Raw genomic sequence first — 22,236 nt, 5'->3', positions numbered from 1 at the left:
GTTACTCGGCCTCTCCGCCCTCGAAGGACGCCTGGTAGGCGGCGAACTGAGCGCGCTCCTCGTCGACGAGCGCGTGCCCGTCCGCGTACACGTTGTCGAAGATCGCCATGTGCTCCGGGACGGGCATGGCGCGGACGACCTCGCGGACGTGCTTGCCGAGCGCCTCGCTCTCCGTCTCCAGCTCCTCGAAGAAGGCCGCGTCGGCGTGGCCCTCGTTCTCCATGTACGTCCTGAGGCGCTGGATCGGGTCCTTGGCCTCCCACTCCTCGCGCTCCGCGTCCCGGCGGTAGCGGGTCGGGTCGTCGGAGGTGGTGTGGGCGGCCATGCGGTACGTGTACGCCTCGATGAGCGTCGGGCCCTCGCCGCGGCGGGCGCGCTCCAGCGCCGACCGGGTCACGGCCAGGCACGCGAGGACGTCGTTGCCGTCGACGCGGACACCGGGGAAGCCGAAGCCGCGGGCCCGCTGGTAGAGCGGGACGCGGGTCTGCTTCTCGATGGGCTCGGAAATGGCCCACTGGTTGTTCTGGCAGAAGAACACGACCGGGGCGTTGTACACCGCCGAGAAGACGAACGATTCGTTCACGTCTCCCTGGCTGGAGGCGCCGTCACCGAAGTACGCGATCACGGCGGAATCCGCGCCGTCCTTGGCGACGCCCATGGCGTAACCGGTGGCGTGCAGGGTCTGCGAGCCGAGAACGATCGTGTACAGATGGAAATTGTTGGTGCTGGGGTCCCAGCCGCCGTTGTTCACACCGCGGAACATGCCGAGCAGGTTGGTGGGATCGACCCCGCGGCACCACGCGACGGCGTGCTCACGGTAGGTGGGGAAGACGTAGTCGTCGTCCCGCAGGGCGCGGCCGGAGCCGATCTGGGCGGCCTCCTGGCCGAGCAGCGACGCCCACAGGCCCAGCTCGCCCTGGCGCTGGAGCGCGGTGGCCTCGGCGTCGAAGCGACGGCTGAGGACCATGTCGCGGTAGAGACCGCGCAGCTCCTCGGCGCTCAGATCGATGTCGTAATCGGGATGCTGGACGCGCTCTCCCTCGGGCGTCAGCAGCTGGACGAGCTCGGGCTCCACAGCGTCCGCCTCGGCGCGCGTGCTCGTCTTCTTGGTGGTGCCAGTGCTCGCGCTTGCGGTGCGCTTGGTGCCGCTGCTGCGTCGCGTCGTCTTGCGCGCGGCAGTGCTCTCCACGGTCACGTGCGTGCTCCTCCGTCGGTCCGGCCCCCGGGTTCGCCGGTAAGGCCAGTGCGGCTCTCCGCCTTATCCGTACCCTTCGCACGGGGTGGGTGCGACGCGGCCGGGGTCGGGCGTGACAGGTGCCCCGGCGAGCGCCCCTGTCATAGGCACGTTACCCACAGCGCAGCATTCCCGCGAAACCCCACTTGACCTGCGATTTTGCTTGGATTTCCAAGTAAATCGAGAAAAGCGGGAAGCGCGGCTGGTCAGCGCGTCGGCAGCGGCTTGAAGAGGCCGCCGGAACAACGGGCACGTTATCCCGCGCACCCCGGGCGCGGGAAGAGCCAATATGTGAGACTGACGTGGTGCGCGAAGATGGAAAAATCCGGGTATTTCTGCTGGACGACCACGAAGTCGTCCGGCGCGGCGTCCACGAGCTGCTTTCCGTGGAGGACGACATCGAGGTGGTCGGCGAGGCCGGGACGGCGGCGGACGCGCTGGTCAGGATCCCCGCGACCCGCCCCGACGTCGCGGTGCTCGACGTCCGCCTGCCCGACGGCAGCGGGGTCGAGGTCTGCCGCGAGATCCGCTCGCACGACGAGTCGGTCAAATGCCTGATGCTCACCTCGTACGCCGACGACGAGGCGCTCTTCGACGCGATCATGGCCGGGGCCTCGGGTTACGCCCTCAAGGCCATCCGGGGCAACGAGCTGCTGAACGCGGTGCGGGACGTGGCGGCCGGCAAGTCGCTGCTCGACCCGGTGGCGACCGCCCGCGTCCTGGAGCGGCTGCGCCACGGCAACAACCCCAAGGGTGACGACAAGCTCGCCAACCTGACGGAGCAGGAGCGCAGGATCCTGGACCTGATCGGCGAGGGCCTGACCAACCGGGTGATCGGCGAGCGGCTCCACCTCGCGGAGAAGACCATCAAGAACTACGTCTCCAGCCTGCTGTCGAAGCTGGGCATGGAGCGGCGCTCGCAGGCCGCGGCGTACGTGGCACGCCTCCAGGCCGAACGCCACTGACCTGCCCGCCCCGCCGGCCCGCGTGCCCCGCCGGCCCGCGTGCCCCGCACGGGCACGGGCTCGGCGGCACCGGTCCTCGCGGGCCCCGGACCGGCTCGTACCTCACCCGTACGGACCAGGCCGGGGCCCCGGGTCGTTTTCGGGACCTACGTCCCCACCGAACCGGGGCAGGGGCCCCTTTTCCGACACGGTGCCGGTGGCGGAGAGTGGAACCATGTCCACCGACGAGATCCGCGCCATCGAGCTGCTCCGCCGGGTGTCCTACGGCCGGGTGGCGACGAGCATGCGGGCGATGCCGTTCGTCGCCCCCGCCCGGCACGTCGTCGCCGACGGCCGCGTCCTGCTCCGGATGCACCGGGGGCTCGACTACCACCGCGCCTGCAACGGCAGTGTCGTCGCGTACGAGGCGGACAACCTCAACTCCGGGTCCGAGAACCTCTGGTCCGTGCAGTTCACCGGCACCGCCGAGGTCGTCGCGCCGACCGCCGGGGAGCTCGCCGCCTTCGGGCCCGAACCGGAGAGCGTGGACGGCGAACCGTTCGTCCCGGTCTTCATGCGCATCGAACCGCAGTTCGTGACGGTGCACGCGCTCGACTACGCGAGCGAGACCCCGGCCACCCGGCCGGCCGTCCCTTCCGTACGGCGACACCTCCACCACGTAGCGTGATCTAACATCTGGCGGGTGCCGCGCTCATCTGAACCCCCCGCCGCGCCGCCCGACGCCTCGGCCGGTACCTGCCCCCTGGCCCCCTCGGCCGTCGGCGCCCCGCCCGCCGGACGGCACGCGCGCCCTTCGGGCGCCCCGCCCGTCCGCGCCCTGCTGCGCCGCCACCGGCACGCCGGAGAGCCCCTCGCCTGCGTACCCGTCACCGAGGGCCTGCTCAACCGCGGCTTCCGCCTCACCACCACGCGCGGCACGTACTTCCTGAAACAGCACCTGGACGCGCCCACCGCCGACCGCGCCACCATCGTCCGGCAGCACCGCGCCACCCAGCGGCTGCACGCCCTCGGCCTGCCCGTCGCCCCACCGCTCGCCGACGCCACGGGCCGCACGGTCGCCGTCGTCGACGGCCACTGCTACGCCCTGCACCCCTGGATCGACGGCCGCCACCGCGACGGCACGCAGCTCACCGCCGGCTGCTCCCGCCGCCTCGGCACCCTGCTCGGACAGGTCCACACCGCCCTCGACCGGGTCATGGAGCCCTCCGGCCCGCACGGCCCGCCCGACGCCGACGACGACCGCGCCAGCGCCGACCTCCAGGACACCTTCCTGGCCATCGACGAACTGATCCGCCTCGCCCGCGCGCACCGCCCCCGCGACAGCTTCGACGCGCTCGCCGAGCACCGGCTCAGGGAACGCCGCCGACTGCTCGCCCAGCACGCCCACCACCGTCCCCCGCCGGCCGTCGCCGCCGGCTGGGTGCACGGCGACTTCCACCCGCTGAACCTGCTCTACCGGGGCGCCGAACCCGCCGCGATCGTCGACTGGGACCGGCTCGGGGTCCGCCCCAGGGCCGAGGAGGCGGTCAGGGCCGCCGCCATCTTCTTCGTACGGCCCGGCGGCGAGCTGGCCCTGGAGAAGGTGCGGGCGTACGCGCGCGCGTACCGGCGGGCGGCGGGTGCCTGCGGCGGCGAGCTCGCGGCGGCGGCGCACCGGGTGTGGTGGGAGCGGCTCAACGACTTCTGGACGCTGCGCTGGCGCTACCAGCTGCACGACCGAAGGGCCGACCCGCAGTTTCCGGCGGTGTCGGCCCTGGCGGTCTGGTGGACCCGTGAGTACGAGGCGGTACGCGACGCGTTCGCCTGCTAGCGGGTCGCCGCGGTCGTCGGCGGGTTGCCCGGGTTGCCGTCGCCGCCGCCCGAGTCGTCGGTGGGGTCGGTTCCCGGGTCCGTGGCGGGGTCGCTCGGCTGCTCGCTGGTGCCGGTCGGCGTGCCCGTGGGCTCGGTCGGCGGCTGCGTCGACGGCTCGGTCGGCGGCGCGGTCGTCGGCGTGCCCGTGGGCTCGGTCGGCGTGTGCGTCGTCGGCGGGTTCCAGGGCTCCTGGGTCGCGCCGCCGTCCGAGGTGCCCGAGTCCTGCGTCTGCTCCTCGGTGGGCTCCTCCGACGGCGTGGGCTCCTCGGAGGCCGTGGACGGCGAGTTGCTGACGGTCGTCGGCGTCTTCACGTCGCCGCTCTTGTCGGCCGCCTTGTCGATCGCGTAGACGACACCGGCGAGGACCGCGATCAGGGCGAGCGCGACGAACAGCCACAGCTTGCCGCGGCCGCCGTTGCCGCCGTTGCCGCCGTACGACCCGTCCTGGCCGTAGCCGCCGGTGCCGCCCGTGCCGCCGTCGTAGCCGCCGTACCCGCCGTCGTCGGGGTTCATCGGGGGGAGTATCGGACCCTGCGAGGTCTCCCCGTGCACGGGGTGGCCCATGGCGGCGGTCGCGGCCATGCCTCCGGCGGGGGTGCGCCCGCCGTCGTGCATGTCGACCGGTCCGGTGTTCCAGATGCCGGTGTGGCCGCCGTGCTGCTGGAGCATCTGGAGGCCGTACTGGATGAGCCCGCGCATCTCCTCGGCGCTCTGGAACCGGTCGTCCGGGTCCTTCGCGAGGGAGCGCATCACCAGGCCGTCGAGCTCCGGCGGCACCCCCGCGGTGACCTCGGACGGCGGGACCGGCGCGTCCTGCACGTGCTGGTACACCACGGAGAGCGGCGTCTCGCCGGTGAAGGGGGGCCGCAGCGCGAGGAGTTCGTAGAGCAGGCAGCCCGTCGCGTACAGGTCGGAGCGGTGGTCGACGGCCTTGCCGAGGGCCTGCTCGGGGGAGAGGTACTGGGGGGTGCCCATGACCATGCCGGTCTGGGTCATCGTCGACTGCGCGCCGTGCAGGGCACGGGCGATGCCGAAGTCCATGACCTTCACCGCGCCGGTGTGCGTGATGATGACGTTCGCCGGCTTGATGTCGCGGTGCACGATGCCGTGCTGGTGCGAGTAGGCCAGCGCCTCCAGCACGCCGGAGACGATGATGAGGGCCTGCTCGGGCCCGGGCGCCTCGGCGCTGAGCAGCAGGTCGCGGATGGTGCGGCCCTCGACCAGCTCCATCACGATGTACGGCACGGGCCGGCCGGACACCAGGTCCTCGCCGGAGTCGTACACGGCCACGATGGCGTGGTGGTTGAGACCGGCGACCGACTGGGCCTCGCGCGTGAAGCGGGCCTTGGAGACCGGGTCCTCGGCCAGGTCGGCGCGCAGCAGCTTCACCGCGACCGTGCGGCCGAGCCGTACGTCCTCGGCGGCGAAGACCTCCGCCATGCCGCCGCGGCCCAGACGGTGCGTCAGCCGGTAGCGACCGTCGCCGACGACCCCGCCGACGCCCCAGGACTCCGCTGCCGCGTCCGGCACACCGCCATCTGCTCCGGATTCGGGTGCCATCAGTCCTCGCCGTCGTCTGTCGTGCCGTGTCCAGTCGTCACGCTACAGGCTCCGTACGACATCACGGTCCGAGATGGACCGGCCATCCAACCCCGTCCCCGTACACCTGTGCAAATTCGGTGACACCGTCCGGCCGCCGCGGAAACGCTTCGGGGAGGGTTCCTGTGCGGAGGGTCACGGAACGGGCACCCGGCTTGACGTGTCACTGCCCTCGGGCAGACTTGGCCGAGAAAATCCGGATCAACGCCGCCACGCGCGCGTAGGGGGAAGCACAGATGAGCCAGGACGGCGCACAGGGCCGCTATGCGGGCGGTTCGGTCGCGGGCGGCCGGTACCAGCTGCGCGATCTTCTCGGCGAGGGCGGCATGGCGTCCGTGTACCTGGCCTACGACAGCGCGCTCGACCGCCAGGTCGCCATCAAGACGCTGCACACCGAACTCGGCCGGGAGCAGTCGTTCCGCGAGCGGTTCCGCCGGGAGGCGCAGGCCGTCGCGAAGCTGTCGCACACGAACATCGTCTCGGTCTTCGACACCGGCGAGGACACCCTCGACGGCGCCGTCATGCCGTACATCGTCATGGAGTACGTGGAGGGCCAGCCGCTCGGCTCGGTCCTCGCCGCGGACATCCAGCAGTACGGCGCGATGCCCGCCGACAAGGCGCTCAAGGTGACGGCCGACGTGCTGGCCGCCCTGGAGGTCAGCCACGAGATGGGCCTGGTCCACCGCGACATCAAGCCGGGCAACGTCATGACGACCAAGCGCGGCGTGGTCAAGGTCATGGACTTCGGCATCGCGCGGGCCATGCAGTCCGGGGTCACCTCGATGACGCAGACCGGCATGGTCGTCGGCACCCCCCAGTACCTCTCCCCCGAGCAGGCCCTCGGGCGCGCGGTGGACGCCCGCTCCGACCTTTATTCGGTCGGCATCATGCTCTTCCAGCTGCTGACGGGCCGCCTGCCCTTCGACGCCGACTCCCCCCTCGCCATCGCGTACGCGCACGTGCAGGAGGAGCCGGTCGCCCCGTCCTCCGTCAACCGCGCGGTGACGCCGGCGATGGACGCGCTCGTCGCCCGCGCGCTGCGGAAGAACCCGAACGAGCGGTTCCCGAGCGCGGCGGCGATGCGCGACGAGTGCCTGCGGGTGCTCGCGGCCGGCCAAACCAGTGCCCCGATGATCGTCCAGGGCGGTCCGGTCAGCAGCGGCGCGGGCGTCGGCTCGGCGGTCTTCCCGCCGGTCGGCCAGACCCCGCCGCCCACTCCGCACGGCGTGCACCAGCCGTACCAGCCGACGCCGCAGCCCGGCCCGTACGGCCCCACCACCCCGGCGCCCGGCCCCGCGTACGGCTACCCGCAGCAGGCCCCGACGCCGGCGCCGTACGCCGCCGCGCCGACGCCCGCGCCGTACGCGCACACTCCGGCGCCCGCGCCGTACGCGCCCACGCCCGCGCCCGTCGCGTCCGGCGGCGGCTCCCGGCGGAACACCCCGGTGCTCGTGGGCGCGATCGCGGTCGCCCTGCTCGCGGTCGGCGGCCTCCTCGTCGCGCTCAACCTCGACGAGGACAAGGACCCGCAGGCCGGCGGCACCGGTGGGACCGACTCCCAGCAGAGCCAGACGGCGGCGCCCGGCCACAAGGGTCCGGACCTGACCAAGACCATCGACACGAAGAAGTGCACGCAGCCCTCGGAGTCGAGCGACGACCCCGCCAAGTTCGAGGTCCCCAACTTCACCTACAAGAACATCCAGTCGGTGAAGGCCTGCGTCCAGGCCGCCGGCTGGAAGATCATGACCCAGACCCCGGTGGACGAGTCCACCTACGGCGAGGGCACGGTCCTCGAGCAGTACCCGCCGGCCGGTCAGGACATCACCGACAAGGACGCCGAGTTCACCCTCCAGGTCTCGACGGGCAACCCGCCGCAGTAACCGCCCGGCACCGACGGGGTGCGGCGGTGACGTGAGCCGCCGCCGTGCGCCCACCCGCGGGGTGCGGCCGTGACGTGAGCCGCCGCCGTACGCCCACCCGCGGGGGGGGGGGCGGACACGTGCGCGAGCCACCGTCACACGCCCACCCGCCGGGGGCGGACACGTGGGCGAGCCGCCGCCGTACGCCCGCTGCCTGCGCCCGGATGCCGGAAGCGCCCTGCCATGTGACGCTGAGTCGACTACCTCGGCGGCTCTGCACGGGAGGGGGTCACCCGGTGACTCCAGCACTCCGCAGGACCCGGGCGCGGGCTCTCCGCCCCGCGCTCACCTGCGCGTTCGTCGGTGCGTGCACCCTGTACGCCGCACCCCTCGTCCACCCGGCGGACCCACCGCACGCGTCAGTGGGCACGACCGCCCCGACGCCGGCGCCCTCCGGCACCACCCCGTCGGCGCCGTCCGTCTCCCCCTCTTCCACGGCGCCCTCCGCGACCCCTTCGACGACGGGTCCCGGCACCGCCACCGCCACCGCCACGCCGGGCCGTACCGGAGGGTCCGGCACGCCCGTGTCCCCGGCACCGGCCCCCACGGGCACCGGTGCCGGTACGGCTTCGGGTTCCCCGACCGGGCCGAGCGCCGGGCCCAGTGACGCCCCGGCGCCCACCGGCTCCGCCTCCCTGGCGGGCCGGCCCGCCGGTGAGGGGCGGCAGCGGCCGGGCCGCTCCGAGAGCGCGCCGGAGAGCGACACGGCTCCGTCGCCGGACCCCTCTCGTACCGAAACGGCTACAGAGCCGGATGAGGAGGAGGCCGTGGAGGAGGAGGTCGAGGAGGTACCGGAGGAGGACACGGCGGTGCCCGAGGCCGCTCCGGCCACCCTGCCCGCCGCGGGCTCCCGGCTGGCCACCGACACCCCGTCCACCCTCGTCGACCAGCGGATTCCCGTGCTCACCCTGGGCGCGGGGCTGGCTCTGATGGGGCTCGGGATCGGCTTCCTCGGTCTGCGGATGCGCCGCCGCTGAGCGCCGGGGTCCCCCTTGAGGGGGACCGGCCGCTTCCCTCTCAGGACGGTTGTCCGCGACGGCATACCCGGTATACATACTGAGTATGTCGATCCGCCACGGGCTCCTCGCCCTCCTCGAACGCGGCCCTCGCTACGGCTCCCAGCTCCGTACGGAGTTCGAGTCCCGCACCGGTGCCACCTGGCCGCTCAACGTCGGCCAGGTCTACACGACCCTCAGCCGCCTGGAGCGCGACGGCATGGTCGCCCAGAGCGGCGAGGACGCGGCCGGGCACGCGCTCTACGCGATCACCGAGGACGGCCGCACCGAGCTCAGGACCTGGTTCGAGAAGCCGGTGGACCGCACCAGCCCGGCCCGTGACGAGCTGGCCATCAAGCTCGCCATGGCCGTCGGAGCGCCCTCCGTCGACATCCGCGACGTCATCCAGTCCCAGCGCCGGCACACCGTCCAGGCGATGCAGGACTACACCCGGCTCAAGGCCCAGGCACTCACGGCCGTCGAGCGCGGCGGCGCCCGGGAGCGCGACGACATCGCCTGGCTGCTCGTCCTGGAGCAGCTGATCTTCCAGACCGAGGCCGAGGCCCGCTGGCTCGACCACTGCGAGTCCCGGCTGATCCGCCTGTCCGCCACGGCATCGGAGGCCTCGACCGGCCCGGCGGCGCCCGCCGTCCCCGGCACCTCGGCCGCCGTCCCCGGGGCACCCGCCGTCTCCGCCGCCCCGGGGGCGCCCGGCGCCTCGACCACCGGTACGTCCGGGACGCGTTGACCTCACGCACGCCCCGCCCGTACCGCTGACGCACCACCGCCCACGGCACGCACCGCACCCCGCCGTGACGCACCACCGCCACGGCACTCATCGCACTTCGCCGTGACGCACCACCGTCCACCGCACGTCCCGTACCCCGCGGTCCGCCGGGTACGTCCCAAGGGGGGACCCCTCGATGTCCACACAGCAGCCCGTGCTGCAACTGCAGAACCTGACCCGTGTCCACGGCTCGGGTGCCACCGAGGTGCACGCACTGCGCGGGATCGACCTCGCCGTGTACCCGGGCGAACTCGTCGCCGTGATGGGGCCGTCCGGCTCCGGGAAGTCCACCCTGCTCACCATCGCGGGCGGTCTCGACACCCCCAGCTCGGGCCGGGTGATCGTCGAGGACACCGACATCACCGTCGCGAGCGTCAAGGAGCTCGCCGCCCTGCGCCGCCGCAGCATCGGTTACGTCTTCCAGGACTACAACCTCATACCGGCCCTGACCGCCGCCGAGAACGTGGCCCTGCCCCGCGAGCTGGACGGGACCTCCGCCCGCAAGGCCCGCGCCGAGGCCGTGGCCGCGCTGGAGGAGATGGGGCTCGGCCACCTCGCCGACCGCTTCCCCGACGAGATGTCGGGCGGCCAGCAGCAGCGGGTGGCCATCGCCCGCGCCCTCGTCGGCGACCGCCGGCTCGTCCTCGCCGACGAGCCGACCGGCGCCCTCGACTCCGAGACGGGGGAGTCCGTGCTCGCCCTGCTCCGCTCGCGCTGCGACGCCGGCGCCGCCGGTGTCCTCGTCACCCACGAGCCGCGGTTCGCGGCCTGGGCCGACCGCGTCGTGTTCCTCCGGGACGGCGCCATCGTCGACCAGACCGTGCGCAGCGAGGCCGATTCGCTCCTGACGGGCCGGGTGGCCGAGGCGTGAAGACCTGGTTCCACTCCTGGCGGGCAGCCATCCGCATCGCCCGGCGCGACGCCTGGCGCTCCAAGGGCCGCAGCGCCCTCGTCCTCGCGATGATCGCCCTTCCCATCCTGGGCGTCAGCGCCCTGGACCTGACCTACCGCAGCTCCGAACTCTCCCCCGCCGAGCGGACGGAACGGTCGATCGGCACGGCCGACGCGCGCCTGCGCGACGCCCTCGTGGGCGGGGTCCCGATCTTCCAGGACCCGGCCGGCGAGATGCACACGCCGGCCGAGGATCCCGGGAACGGCCCCTGGCCGAGCGGCCCGACCGACGTCGCCAAGGCCGTCCCGGCGGGCTCCACCGTCCTCACCGACGGATCCGGTTCGGCCAAGCTGACGACCGTCCACGGCCTGCTCATGACGGACGTGCGCGAGCTCAGGGCGTCCGATCCGATCGCCCGCGGGATCATGGTGCTCCTCGAAGGGCGCTACCCGGAGAAGGGCGACGAGGTCATGGCCACCTCGCACTTCCTGGAGACGAGCGGTCTGTCGGTCGGCTCGACCCTTTCCGCCCGCAACTTCGATCGCCCGTACCGGATCGTCGGCTCCTACGAACTTCCCGACTCGCTCGAGGCCGACCAGATCAACGCGCTGCCGGGGGCGTTCTTCGCGCCGTACGGGAAGGCCGTCGAGAAGGCCGGTCTGCCCGCGCCCGACGTCTCCGTCTCGTACCTGGTGCGCAAGCCCGGTGGTTTCACGTGGAACACCGTGCAGCAGATCAACACCAAGGGCGTCGCCGTCGTCTCGCGGGCCGTACTGCTCGACCCGCCCGCCGACTCCGAGGTCCCGCTCTACCAGAAGGACGGCTGGGGCACGTACGAGTCCAGCACGGCGGCCGTCGCCGCCGAACTCGCCGCCCTCGGCACCGTCGTCGGCCTGGCCATGCTGGAGATCTGCCTCCTCGCCGGGCCCGCGTTCGCCGTCGGCGCCCGCCGCTCGCGCCGCCAGCTGGGGCTGGTGGGGGCCAACGGCGGTGCCCGCAGCCACATCCGGGCCATCGTGCTGAGCGGCGGTCTGGTCATCGGCGTCGCCGCCGCCGTCACCGGAACCGTCCTCGCCGTGATCCTGACCCTGGTGCTCCAGCCGGTCCTGGAGGAGACCATGGGCCAGCGGTTCGGGGCCTTCGACGTCCGGCCGCTCGAACTGCTCGGCATCGCGCTGCTGGCGGTCCTGACCGGGCTGCTCGCCGCGATCGTCCCGGCCGTCACCGCCTCCCGGCAGACCGTCCTCGCCTCGCTCACCGGCCGGCGTGGAATCCGTCGCAGCAGCCGCGTCCTGCCCCTCGTCGGCCTCGCGGCCCTCCTGCTCGGCGGCGCGATCGCCCTCTTCGGCTCGATCGTGAGCCGGCAGTTCATCATCGTGGCGGGCGGCTCCGCCATCGCCGAGCTGGGCGTCGTCGCCATGACCCCCGCCCTGGTGGGTCTGTTCGGGCGGACCGGCCGCTGGCTGCCGCTCTCCCCGCGCCTCGCGCTGCGGGACGCCGTCCGCAACCGCGGCCGTACGGCTCCCGCCGTCGCCGCCGTCCTCGCCGCCGTCGCGGGCACGGTCGCCGTCTCCACGTACATGGCCAGCAGCGAGGCCCAGGACAGGGCCGAGTACACCCCCCTGCTGCCGTACGGCGTCGCCTCCGTCTTCGTCCCCGAGGAAGGCGGCCGGGACGTCCCCGCCGTCCGCGAGGCGGTCCAGCGCTCCTTCCCCGTCGACGTCCGCGCCGATGTCGAGCGCGTCTCGGTCGGCAACCCCAACTGCCGGCAGTACGCCCCGGGCGCGGGCTGCGGCCGCTACGAGGTCGTCATCCCGCCGGCCAACGAGTGCCCGATGTACGCGGCGCTGCCGGACGGCGGCGACGCCTCGGAGAAGTACACGCCCGAGCAGCGGCGGAAGATGCTCACCGACGACTGGCGCTGCATGGAGTCCCCGAGCAGCGGGATGTACGTCTCCGACGGCGGACTGCTCGTCGGTGACGCCAAGCTCCTCCACATCCTGGGCGTCGACGACCCGGCGACCGTGAAGGCCCTCGCCGACGGCAAGGTCGTCACCTTCAACCGCGCCCTCGTCGGCGAGGACGGCACCGTCCGGATCAAGCAGATCACCGATGTCGCCGCGGCGGACAGGGCCTCCGAGCAGAACCTGCCGGTCCCCGGCAAGGTCGGCTCCCTGCCGGCCTACCTGGTGCCCGGCGACAAGGCGTCGTACGGCCTCCAGGCCCTCATGACCCCGGCCACCGCCAAGGCCGCCGGTCTGGCCACGGTCCCGGCGGGCATGTACGTCAGCACCGACCGGTTCCCCGACAGCGAGCAGCGCCAGAAGCTCGACAGCGAGCTCGCCAAACTCGGCAGCACCATCGAGCTGCACCTGGAGGAGGGTTTCGTCAGCCAGGACGACCTCATCCTGCTGTCGCTGGCCATCTTCGCCGGCCTGGTCACCATCGGCGCCGCCGGCATCGCCACCGGCCTCGCCCAGGCCGACGCCGAGGCCGACCTGAAGACGCTCGCCGCCGTGGGCGCCCCGCCCCGGGTCCGCCGCACGCTCAGCGGGTTCCAGTGCGGAGTGGTCGCCGCGATGGGCGTGGTCCTCGGCTCCGCCGCCGGACTGCTGCCCGCGGTGGGCCTCAGGCTCACCGAGGAGCGCAACCAGATCCGGTACTACGAGGAGAACCTCGCCCAGGGCTGGAGCGGCGACATCGCCCCGCCCGACCTGCCGATCGTCATCCCCTGGGAGACGCTGGGCGGCCTGCTCGTCGCCGTCCCGCTGGGCGCCGCCCTGCTCGCCGCCCTCGTGACCCGCTCGCGCGGCGCCCTGGCCCGACGCGCGGCGACCTGACGGGCCCGTTCTCGTCCCGTGCCCCTGTACGAGGGTGGATCACCCTCGTACAGGGGCACACCTTGGTGTGACGCGTGTGTACGAGAGAATGGCGGCATGGAGATGCCGAGGAATGACAGGTCGCAGGAGAGCCCCCAGGTCCTCATCGTGGGACAGGACGGGATGGCGCTCGGCGGCACTCAGGGCGACGACGAACCCCGCGAGGTCCCGGTGACGGAAATGGTCGAGCAGCCTGCGAAGGTCATGCGGATCGGCAGCATGATCAAACAGCTCCTGGAGGAAGTACGCGCGGCACCTCTCGACGAGGCCAGCCGGGTCAGGCTCAAGGACATCCACGCCAGCTCCGTGAAGGAGCTGGAGGACGGGCTCGCGCCCGAACTGGTCGAGGAACTGGAGCGGCTCTCCCTGCCGTTCACCGACGAGACGATCCCCTCCGAGGCGGAGCTGCGCATCGCGCAGGCCCAGCTGGTGGGCTGGCTCGAAGGCCTCTTCCACGGCATCCAGACGGCGCTGTTCGCCCAGCAGATGGCGGCCCGCGCCCAGCTGGAGCAGATGCGGCGCGCCCTCCCGCCGGGCGCGTCCCACGACGATGACGACGACGACCGCGGCCCCGGCCACGCCGTGCGCTCGGGACCGTACCTGTAGCTCCCCGTCCATACGGCCGAGGGCCCGGCACACCTCGTGTGCCGGGCCCTCGGCCGTCCTCGCCCGGTACGGCCGTCGGGCCCGCGTGCGGGCGGTCCGGCCGCGGGCATCTGGCCCGGGGGCGTCTTCGCCCCGTGCGGCCGTCATGCCCGCCGGCGGGCCCGTCCGGTGCGGGCGTCAGGCCTGGGGGGGGCGGGCCCCGTCCGGTGCGGGCGTCAGGCCTGGGGGGCGGGCCCCGTCCGGTGCGGGTGTCAGGCCTGGGGGGCGAGCAGCAGGACCTTGCCGACGTGGCCGCCCGACTCCAGCGCGCGGTGACCGTCGGCGGCCTCCGGCATCGGCACCGTGCGGTCGACGACCGGCCGGACCGTGCCCCCGCCGATCAGGGGCCAGACGTGCTCCCGGACGGCGGCGACGATCGCCGCCTTCTCCTCCGCGGGTCGCGAGCGCAGCGTGGTCGCCATGACGGCCGCGCGCTTGGCGAGCAGCGCCCCGAGGTTCAGCTCGCCCTTCACACCGCCCTGGAGGCCGATGACCACCAGCCGTCCGTTGACGGCCAGCGCCTTCACGTTCCGCTCCAGGTACTTGGCGCCGACGATGTCCAGGATGACGTCCGCGCCCGTGCCGTCCGTCGCCTTGGCCAGCTCCTCGACGAAGTCCTGCTCGCGGTAGTCGATGAGGATGTCCGCGCCCAGCTCGGCGCAGCGCTTCAGCTTCTCCGGACCGCCGGCCGTGACCGCGACCCGCGCCCCGACCGCCTTCGCCAGCTGGATCGCCATCGTGCCGATGCCGCTCGCCCCGCCGTGCACGAGCAGCGTCTCGCCCGGCCGCAGGTGCGCGATCATGAAGATGTTGGACCAGACCGTGCACGCGACCTCGGGGAGCGCGGCGGCGGTGGCCAGGTCGACGCCCTCCGGCACGGGAAGGAGCTGACCGGCCGGGACCACGACCTTCTCGGCGTAGCCGCCGCCGGCGAGCAGGGCGCAGACCTCGTCGCCGACCGACCAGCCCGACACCCCGGGGCCGAGGGCCGCGATCCGGCCCGAGCACTCGAGGCCGGGGTAGGGGGAGGTGCCCGGCGGCGGGTCGTAGAAGCCCTGGCGCTGGAGCAGGTCCGCGCGGTTGACCGCGCTCGCCACCACCTCGACGAGGACCTCGCCCTCACCGGGGACGGGGTCGGGAACCTCGGCCCAGACGAGGGCCTCGGGACCACCGGGTTCGGGAATCGTGATCGCATGCATGGCGGCGAGGCTACTCCCGCCGCCCGCCTGGCCGGTGCTCAGTCCTGCGGCGGGGTGGAGAGCGGCGTCACCGGTGCGGCGCGCATGATGGTGATCACCCGGTCGGTGAGCTGGAGCGGGCTGGCCGCGGGGTCGTCGTACCCGAGCAGCCGGTGGCCCCGGAGGACGCTCACGACCAGGTCCCCGGTCTCCCGGACGCTCTTGCCGGCCTCGCTCTTGGTGACCGGGCGTTCGACGAGGTCGAGTCCGGAGCCCTGCTGGATCAGGTCCTCCATCACGGTGCCGGCACTGGGGCTGAGCACGGAGAGGCCGAGCAGGCGTCCGGCGGCGCTGGCGCTGGTGATGACCGCGTCGGCACCGGACTGACGGAGCAGCGGAGCGTTCTCCTCCTCGCGGACCGCGGCGACGATCTTCGCGCCCCGGTTCAGTTGCCGGGCCGTCAGGGTGACCAGGACGGCCGTGTCGTCGCGCTGGGTGGCGATGACGATCTGACGGGCCCGCTGCACCTCGGCACGGAGCAGCACGTCACTGCGGGTCGCGTCGCCGATGACCCCGACGAACCCGTCCGTGTTCGCCGTCTCGATCACCTTGGAGGAGGGGTCGACGATGACGATCTGCTCCTTGCGGAGTCCGGTGGCGCAGAGGGTCTGGATCGCGGACCGCCCCTTCGTCCCGAAGCCGACGATGACGGTGTGGTCGCGCAAGGTGGACCTCCAGCGGTTCAGCCGGAACTCCTCCCGGGTCCGCTCCGTGAGGACCTCGAGAGTGGTGCCGACCAGGATGATCAGGAAGAGCACGCGCAGGGGCGTGACGAGCAGGATGTTCGCGAGCCGTGCCGAGTCGCTGTACGGGACGATGTCGCCGTACCCGGTGGTGGAGAGCGTCACGGTCGCGTAGTAGAAGCAGTCGAGGAGGTCGACCGTCTCGTTGGCGTTGTCGTGGTAGCCCTCGCGGTCGACGTAGACGATGAGGACCGTCAGCAACAGCACACCGAGCGCCATCAGAAGGCGCTTGCCGACCTGGCGGAGCGGGTTCTCCACGACCCGGCGGGGCAGCCTGACCCGCGGGCCCGACACCCTCTCGTCGGCGTGACGGGCCATGACGTCACGGTTGGGAAGTTTCACGTGAAACACGCTCCTTGGGCCAAAACGGCCCCCGCCGCCGGCCACGGAAGATCGAGGACGGTCAGCTGCTGGCCGGACCGCGCACCGCCGGGCGGGACGACGGCCAGGCCGTCCGAGGCGGCGATGCCGCGGAGCATGGCCGGTCCGTTGTAGCGGAGGGGGACTGCCCGTCCGCCACGGCGGACGACCGGGATGAGCCGGGTGTCGTGGGGGTGCCCGTGCACGTCGCCCTCGACGGGGGAGGCGCCCTCGGAGAGGGCGTTTCCGGTCAGGGCGCCGAGCAGGGGCGCGGCGAGGGTGAGCAGCCCGGAGACGGCGGCGAGCGGGTTGCCGGGGAGCCCGACGAGGTGCCGCGGGCCGCCGAGGGCCGCCAGCAGCATCGGATGACCGGGCCGGACCTTCACCCCGTCGACCAGCAGGGTCGCGCCCGCCTTGTCCAGCACGCGGTGGACGTGGTCCACCGGCCCGGCCGCGGTGCCGCCGGTGGTGACGACCAGGTCGGCGGGGGATCCCGTGACGGCCGCGTACAGCGCCTCGGCGTCGTCGCCGATCCAACGGGTGCCGAGCACCTCGGCGCCGAGCGCCTCCAGCCAGGGGCCGAGCATCGGGCCGAGCGCGTCCCGGATGAGGCCTTCGCGGGGGAGGCCCGTCGAGAGCAGCTCGTCCCCGAGGACCAGGATCTCCACCCGGGGGCGGGGCCGTACGCGCAGCTCGTCGTAACCGGCCGCCGCCGCGAGGCCCAGTACGGCCGGGGTCACGGTGACGCCCGCGGGAAGCAGCTCGTCCCCGGCGCCGCACTCCTGCCCCCGGGGCCGGATGTCCTGCCCCGGCACGACCTCCCGCAGCGCGTGCAGCACGAGTCCGGCGGCGGGCACCGGTCCGGGGCGGCCGGCGGAAACCTCGGTGTCGCTCGGCTTCGGCGGCTCGGCGGGCCCGGTCGCAGCGGTCGCAGCGGACGGTTCGGCCGGGCCGGTCGGTACGGCTCCCCCGTCCGGCTTCGGCGGCTCGGCGGGCCAGGTCACCGCAGACGGTTCGGCCTCGGTCGGGCCGGTCGGGCCAGTCGGGTCGGTCTGGCCGGTCTGGCCGGTCGGTTCGGTCCGGGAGTGTTCGGTGCGGAGGACGGCGGTGGTCCCCGGCGGGACACGGGCGCCGGTGGCGATCCGTACGGCCTCGCCCTCGGCCGGTACGACGACGGGCGCGTGTCCGGCGAGGACGGCCCCGTCCTCGCGTACGGCCCAGGGGCCGGGACCCACGACGGCCCAGCCGTCCATGGCGGAGGTGTCGAAGGAGGGCAGGTCGGTGAGGGCCGCGAGCGGCTCGGCGAGCACCCGCCCGAGCGCCTGCGCGAGCGGGACGGTCGACGCCTCCCGGCCGGCCCGCGCGGCGGAACCGGCGCGGACGGCGGCGGCTCGCGCCTCCGGCCAGGCGGTGGCCCGGTGCGGCCCGCCCGCCTTCCGCCGGGCGCCGGAAGCGGCACCGGGAGCGGAGGCGGCGCTGGCTCCCGGGGCCGCCGGGTACGCCGAAGCCGGGGCGGCGGGCTGCTCCGGGACGGGGAGGGGTTCCTTCGGACTCATCCGGCCTCGTCCTGCTCGGCGGCCCAACTCTGGGCCAGGGCAGCGGCCTTGCGGGCGGCCTCGGCCACCGCCTCGGGACCGCCCTCGGGGCCCGCGAGCGCCGCCGCGTACCCGACCAGGAACGTGGTCAGGGGTGCGGCGGGGCGCGCCACGCCGTGGGCGGCGTCACGTGCCAGGTCGAGCAGCACGCCGGTGTCGACGTCCAGCTCGATGCCCAGTTCGTTCTTGACTGCGGTGATCCATTCGTCCAGCACGGTCCCATGCTCCCTGATGCGGGCGCGGGCGGCGGCGATGTCCTCCCAGGTGTCGCAGTCGAAGGAGGCCTGGGACTCCGCGGCGACCCGCGCGGTGCGGAGCGCCCGCGTGAGCCCGCGCAGCGGCAGGTGCGCGAGGCCGCGGTGCTCGTCGGTGAGCCGGGTGAGTTCGCGGCGCAGCGGGCCCGACCGGTACGCGGCGACCAGCGGCTGGTCCCGTCCCTCGGCGTCGGTGAGGAGGGCGGCCTCGGCCTCGGGGGCGTCGTCGAGCGCGGCCAGCAGGCTCCGGACGGTGGCGTGGTCGAGGAAGGGGAGGTCGGCGGAGAGGACGAGGAGGACATCGGCCTCCGTCTGCCGTACCCCCGCGTCGAGGGCGGCCAGCGGGCCGCCGCCGGGCGGCTCCTCCCTGGTCCAGCGGACCGGGCGGACCGTCGGGCGCGGGTCGCCGACGACCACGGTCCGGCCCGCGGCGGGGCAGGCCGCGAGCACCCGGTCGAGGAGGGTCCGGCCCCCCACCCGTACCCCGGGCTTGTCGGAGCCGCCGAGGCGCCGGGCGGCGCCCCCGGCGAGCACGACGGCGTCGTATGCGGTGGTCACCCGAGCAGTATGGGGCGACAGGGGCCACCGGCGTCCGGCCCGTCCCACAGAGGGAGACGGACCGGACGACCCGTCAGACCGTGCGGAGCAGGACCGCGGGCTGCTCGACGCAGTCCGCGACGTACCGCAGGAAGCCGCCCGCCGTGCCGCCGTCGCAGACCCGGTGGTCGAAGGTGAGCGAGAGCTGCACCACCTGACGGACGGCCAGTTCGCCCTGGTGCACCCAGGGCTTGGGGATGATCCGGCCGACACCGAGCATGGCCGCCTCGGGGTGGTTGATGATCGGCGTGGAGCCGTCGACCCCGAACACCCCGTAGTTGTTCAGGGTGAACGTGCCCCCGGTCAGGTCGGCCGGGGTGAGCGTGGACTGCCGGGCGGCCTCCGTCAGCCGGGCGAACTCGGCCGTGAGCGACTCGGCCGTCCGCTGCCCCGCGTCCCTGACCACGGGGACGACCAGGCCGCGCGGGGTCTGGGCGGCGAAGCCGAGGTGCACGGAGGGAAGCCGGACGATCTCCCGGGCGGCGGTGTCCACCGTGGAGTTGAGCTCGGGGAACCGGTCGAGGGCGTGGACGCAGATCCGGGCGAGGAGCGCGAGCAGCGAGATCTTCGGCCCGCCCGCCGCGTTCATCGCGGTCCGCGCCGCCATCAGCTCGGTCGCGTCGGCGTCGACCCAGCAGGTCGCGTCCGGGATCTCCGTACGGCTGCGGGACAGCTTGTCCGCCACCGCACCGCGGATCCCGCGCAGCGGAATCCGCTCACCGGCCGTGGCAGGGGCCGCGACGGGGCCCGGGGCGGGCGCCTGGGCGGCGGCCGGCCGGTCGAGTTCCACGAGGACCCGCTCCACGTCGGCCCGCAGGATCAGCCCCTCGGGGCCCGAACCGCGCACCTCCCGCAGGTCGATCCCCCGGTCCCTGGCCAGCTTCCGCACGAGCGGCGAGATGACGGGCACCGGACCCGCGTGCCCGGCGGGCACGGCCGCCGGGGCGGGCGTGACGGCGGGCGCGGGAGCGACGACCGGAGTGGCGGCCGGGGCGGCCGCGGGCGCCGGCGCGGCGGCCGGGTTCGTGTGCCGCACCCGGCGGCGCCGGGCGGCGGGCTCCGCGGTGCCGTAGCCGACGAGCACGTTGCCCGAGTGCTCCGAGGAGACCGCGGTCCCGGCGCCGGGCCGGCCCGCCGTCGGTGCGGCTTCCGGAGCCGCCTCCGCGAGCTCCTCCGGCGCGCCCGTGCCGCCGACGGCGACGGTCAGGAGCGGCGCCCCGACGGGCAGTTCGGTGCCCTCCTCGCCGTACCGGGCGGTCACGACACCGCCGTACGGGCAGGGCACCTCGACCATGGCCTTGGCCGTCTCGACCTCGACGACCGGCTGGTCGATGGCGACGACGTCGCCGACGGCGACCAGCCAGCGCACGATCTCGGCCTCGGTGAGTCCCTCACCGAGGTCCGGCAGCTTGAACTCGAGCACCTGGGCCATCAGCTCCCCGCCTCCCACTGCAGTCGCGCCACCGCGTCCAGGACCCGGTCCACACCGGGCAGGTGGTGCCGCTCCAGCATCGGCGGCGGATAGGGGATGTCGAAGCCCGCGACCCGCAGCACCGGTGCCTCCAGGTGGTGGAAGCAGCGCTCGGTGACCCGGGCGGCGATCTCCGCGCCGGGTCCGCCGAAGCCGGACGACTCGTGGACCACGACCGCGCGGCCGGTCCGCCGGACCGAGGCGCAGACGGTCTCGTCGTCGAACGGCACGAGCGAGCGCAGGTCGAGGACCTCCAGGTCCCAGCCCTCCGCCTGCGCGGCCTCGGCGGCCTCCAGGCAGACCGGCAGCGAGGGGCCGTAGGTGATCAGGGTGGCGCCGGTGCCCCGGCGGCGTACGACGGCCTTGCCGATGGGCTCGACGGGCGCGGGCGCTTCGGGGGACCAGTCGGACTTGGACCAGTAGAGCCGCTTGGGCTCCAGGAAGACCACCGGGTCGTCGGAGGCGATGGCCGCGCGCAGCAGCCCGTAGGCGTCCTCGACGGTCGCCGGGGTGACGACGTGGAGCCCCGGGGTGGCCGTGTAGTAGGCCTCGGAGGAGTCGCTGTGGTGCTCGACGCCGCCGATCCCGCCGCCGTACGGGACACGGATGACGATCGGCATCGGCATGGCGCCGCGCGTCCGGTTCCGCATCTTCGCGACGTGGGAGATCAGCTGCTCGAACGCCGGGTAGGCGAACGCGTCGAACTGCATCTCGACGACCGGCCGCAGGCCGTACATCGCCATCCCGACGGCCGCGCCGAGGATGCCGGCCTCGGCCAGCGGCGTGTCCGTACAGCGGTCCTCGCCGAACTCCTTGGCGAGCCCGTCGGTGACCCGGAAGACACCGCCGAGGGTGCCGACGTCCTCGCCCATCACGTGGACGGTCGGGTCCTCGGCCATCGCGTCGCGCATGGCGCGCTGGAGCGCCTGCGCCATGGTGGCCGGCTTCGCCTTCCCGGCGGCCTTGGCCGCCGCGGGGCCGGTCGTCGCGGTCGTCATCACGCCTCACCCTCGGCTTCGAGCTCGGCGCGCAGCTGCGCCGCCTGTTCGCGCAGCTGCGTCGTCTGCTCGGCGTACACGTGGGAGAAGAGCTCCATCGGGTCGAGCACCGGGTCGGCGTTCATCCGTTCGCGCAGCTCCGCCGCCATCGTCTCGGCGGCCTCCGCCGCCGCGCGCCTGCCGTCCTCGTCGAGCAGGCCACGCTCCGTCAGTTCCCGTTCGAGAATCAGGATCGGGTCGTGCGCCCGCCAGGTCTCGACCTCGCCGGCGGCCCGGTAGCGGGTGGCGTCGTCGGCGTTGGTGTGGGCGTCGATCCGGTAGGTCACGGCCTCGACGAGGGTGGGGCCGCCGCCGCGCCGCGCGCGGGCCACGGCCTCGGTGAGCACCTGGTGGACGGCGACCGCGTCGTTGCCGTCGACGAGGCGGCCCGGCATCCCGTATCCCACGGCCTTGTGGGCGAGGGAGGGGGCGGCGGTCTGCTTGGCGAGCGGCACGGAGATCGCGAACCCGTTGTTCTGGACGAAGAAGACCACGGGGGCCTGCCAGACGGCCGCGAAGTTCAGCGCCTCGTGGAAGTCGCCCTCGCTGGTGCCGCCGTCGCCGACCATGGCGAGCGCGACGACGTCGTCGCCCTTCAGGCGGGCGGCGTGGGCGAGGCCCACGGCGTGCGGGAGCTGGGTGGCGAGGGGGGTGCAGAGCGGCGCGATGCGGTGCTCGTGCGGGTCGTACCCGGTGTGCCAGTCGCCGCGCAGCAGGGTCAGCGCCTGCACCGGGTCGAGGCCGCGGGCGACCGCCGCCAGGGTGTCGCGGTACGAGGGGAAGAGCCAGTCCCGCTCCTCCAGGGCGAGGGCGGCGGCGATCTCGCACGCCTCCTGGCCGGTGGTGGACGGGTACACGGCGAGCCGGCCCTGCTTGGTGAGCGCGGTGGCCTGCGTGTTGTACCGGCGGCCGCGGATCAGCTCCGCGTACAGCCGCAGCAGCAGCGCGGGGTCGGCGTCGGCCACGGCGTCCGTGCCGAGCACGCGCAGCGGCTCGGTGTCGGGCAGCAGCGGGGCGGGGTCGGTGCGCGGCTGCCACGCCGGCGGCGGGGTCGGCCGGTAGGCGTTGACGGCACCGGGCGGCTCTTGGACTGTCGAACTGCGCTGTTGCAACGAGTCCACCTCCTCGTGGGAGCGGGCATAAGACCCGAAGGCGGGTGGCGCGGGTGTGGCGCG

18 protein-coding genes are annotated in these 22,236 nt (G+C 73.8%); 9 read left to right on the top strand and 9 right to left on the bottom strand.

The window, feature by feature from the left end; genetic code table 11:
* Nucleotide 1: 1 nt before the first annotated feature.
* Nucleotides 2-1,195, bottom strand: coding sequence for a pyruvate dehydrogenase (acetyl-transferring) E1 component subunit alpha (gene pdhA / locus AC067A_RS12905; RefSeq protein WP_478618496.1), 1,194 nt, complete (start codon nt 1,193-1,195; stop codon nt 2-4).
* A gap of 344 nt (nt 1,196-1,539) precedes the next feature.
* Between pdhA (AC067A_RS12905) and AC067A_RS12900 the strand changes: the two genes are divergently transcribed.
* The 3 genes from AC067A_RS12900 to AC067A_RS12890 all read left to right on the top strand — a co-directional run bounded on the left by AC067A_RS12900 (nt 1,540) and on the right by AC067A_RS12890 (nt 4,009).
* Nucleotides 1,540-2,199, top strand: coding sequence for a response regulator (locus AC067A_RS12900; RefSeq protein ID WP_478618796.1), 660 nt, complete (start codon nt 1,540-1,542; stop codon nt 2,197-2,199).
* A gap of 214 nt (nt 2,200-2,413) precedes the next feature.
* Nucleotides 2,414-2,866 carry a pyridoxamine 5'-phosphate oxidase family protein gene (locus tag AC067A_RS12895; protein WP_478618493.1) on the top strand — a complete coding sequence of 151 codons (453 nt, stop codon included), beginning with the start codon at nt 2,414-2,416 and terminating at the stop codon, nt 2,864-2,866.
* 75 nt (nt 2,867-2,941) lie between these two features.
* Nucleotides 2,942-4,009 (top strand): phosphotransferase, encoded by a 1,068-nt coding sequence (locus tag AC067A_RS12890; RefSeq protein ID WP_478618794.1) that lies wholly within the window; start codon nt 2,942-2,944, stop codon nt 4,007-4,009.
* Here AC067A_RS12890 and AC067A_RS12885 read toward each other — a convergent pair.
* Nucleotides 4,006-5,610 (bottom strand): protein kinase domain-containing protein, encoded by a 1,605-nt coding sequence (locus AC067A_RS12885; protein ID WP_478618490.1) that lies wholly within the window; start codon nt 5,608-5,610, stop codon nt 4,006-4,008. The two genes, AC067A_RS12890 and AC067A_RS12885, sit on opposite strands and share 4 nt — an antisense overlap.
* A gap of 275 nt (nt 5,611-5,885) precedes the next feature.
* Between AC067A_RS12885 and AC067A_RS12880 the strand changes: the two genes are divergently transcribed.
* The 6 genes from AC067A_RS12880 (at nt 5,886) to AC067A_RS12855 (ending at nt 13,727) form a co-directional block, all read left to right on the top strand.
* Nucleotides 5,886-7,529 carry a protein kinase domain-containing protein gene (locus AC067A_RS12880; RefSeq protein WP_478618486.1) on the top strand — a complete coding sequence of 548 codons (1,644 nt, stop codon included), beginning with the start codon at nt 5,886-5,888 and terminating at the stop codon, nt 7,527-7,529.
* 806 nt (nt 7,530-8,335) lie between these two features.
* Nucleotides 8,336-8,545 (top strand): hypothetical protein, encoded by a 210-nt coding sequence (locus tag AC067A_RS12875; RefSeq protein ID WP_478618484.1) that lies wholly within the window; start codon nt 8,336-8,338, stop codon nt 8,543-8,545.
* Nucleotides 8,546-8,630: 85 nt separating this feature from the next.
* Nucleotides 8,631-9,311: a PadR family transcriptional regulator gene (locus tag AC067A_RS12870; RefSeq protein WP_478618482.1), complete on the top strand. Its 681-nt coding sequence runs from the start codon at nt 8,631-8,633 to the stop codon at nt 9,309-9,311.
* 175 nt (nt 9,312-9,486) lie between these two features.
* Nucleotides 9,487-10,221: an ABC transporter ATP-binding protein gene (locus AC067A_RS12865; protein ID WP_478618479.1), complete on the top strand. Its 735-nt coding sequence runs from the start codon at nt 9,487-9,489 to the stop codon at nt 10,219-10,221.
* Nucleotides 10,218-13,082, top strand: coding sequence for an FtsX-like permease family protein (locus AC067A_RS12860; RefSeq protein ID WP_478618476.1), 2,865 nt, complete (start codon nt 10,218-10,220; stop codon nt 13,080-13,082). The genes AC067A_RS12865 and AC067A_RS12860 overlap by 4 nt, the downstream gene beginning before the upstream one ends.
* 96 nt (nt 13,083-13,178) lie before the next feature.
* Nucleotides 13,179-13,727: a bacterial proteasome activator family protein gene (locus AC067A_RS12855; protein ID WP_478618474.1), complete on the top strand. Its 549-nt coding sequence runs from the start codon at nt 13,179-13,181 to the stop codon at nt 13,725-13,727.
* 251 nt (nt 13,728-13,978) lie between these two features.
* Here the strand turns inward: AC067A_RS12855 and AC067A_RS12850 are convergent, their stop codons facing one another.
* The 7 genes from AC067A_RS12850 to pdhA (AC067A_RS12820) form a co-directional block, all read right to left on the bottom strand.
* Nucleotides 13,979-14,965: an NAD(P)H-quinone oxidoreductase gene (locus tag AC067A_RS12850; RefSeq protein ID WP_478618471.1), complete on the bottom strand. Its 987-nt coding sequence runs from the start codon at nt 14,963-14,965 to the stop codon at nt 13,979-13,981.
* Nucleotides 14,966-15,003: 38 nt separating this feature from the next.
* Nucleotides 15,004-16,065, bottom strand: a complete 1,062-nt coding sequence (locus AC067A_RS12845; RefSeq protein WP_478618791.1) for a potassium channel family protein — start codon at nt 16,063-16,065, stop codon at nt 15,004-15,006.
* Between the two features lie 20 nt (nt 16,066-16,085).
* Complete coding sequence (locus tag AC067A_RS12840; protein WP_478618468.1) at nt 16,086-17,663, bottom strand: molybdopterin molybdotransferase MoeA; 1,578 nt, start codon at nt 17,661-17,663, stop codon at nt 16,086-16,088.
* Nucleotides 17,660-18,514: an NTP transferase domain-containing protein gene (locus tag AC067A_RS12835; protein WP_478618465.1), complete on the bottom strand. Its 855-nt coding sequence runs from the start codon at nt 18,512-18,514 to the stop codon at nt 17,660-17,662. Before AC067A_RS12835 ends, AC067A_RS12840 begins: the two co-directional genes overlap by 4 nt.
* A 73-nt stretch (nt 18,515-18,587) precedes the next feature.
* Nucleotides 18,588-19,985: a dihydrolipoamide acetyltransferase family protein gene (locus tag AC067A_RS12830; RefSeq protein WP_478618462.1), complete on the bottom strand. Its 1,398-nt coding sequence runs from the start codon at nt 19,983-19,985 to the stop codon at nt 18,588-18,590.
* Nucleotides 19,985-21,022, bottom strand: a complete 1,038-nt coding sequence (locus AC067A_RS12825) for an alpha-ketoacid dehydrogenase subunit beta (RefSeq protein ID WP_478618459.1) — start codon at nt 21,020-21,022, stop codon at nt 19,985-19,987. Before AC067A_RS12825 ends, AC067A_RS12830 begins: the two co-directional genes overlap by 1 nt.
* Complete coding sequence (gene pdhA, locus AC067A_RS12820; protein ID WP_478618456.1) at nt 21,022-22,182, bottom strand: pyruvate dehydrogenase (acetyl-transferring) E1 component subunit alpha; 1,161 nt, start codon at nt 22,180-22,182, stop codon at nt 21,022-21,024. The genes AC067A_RS12825 and pdhA (AC067A_RS12820) overlap by 1 nt, the downstream gene beginning before the upstream one ends.
* Nucleotides 22,183-22,236: the final 54 nt, after the last annotated feature.

This window comes from Streptomyces sp. NPDC043176, assembly GCF_056436715.1.
This window is presented reverse-complemented; position numbering and strand designations above follow the sequence as displayed.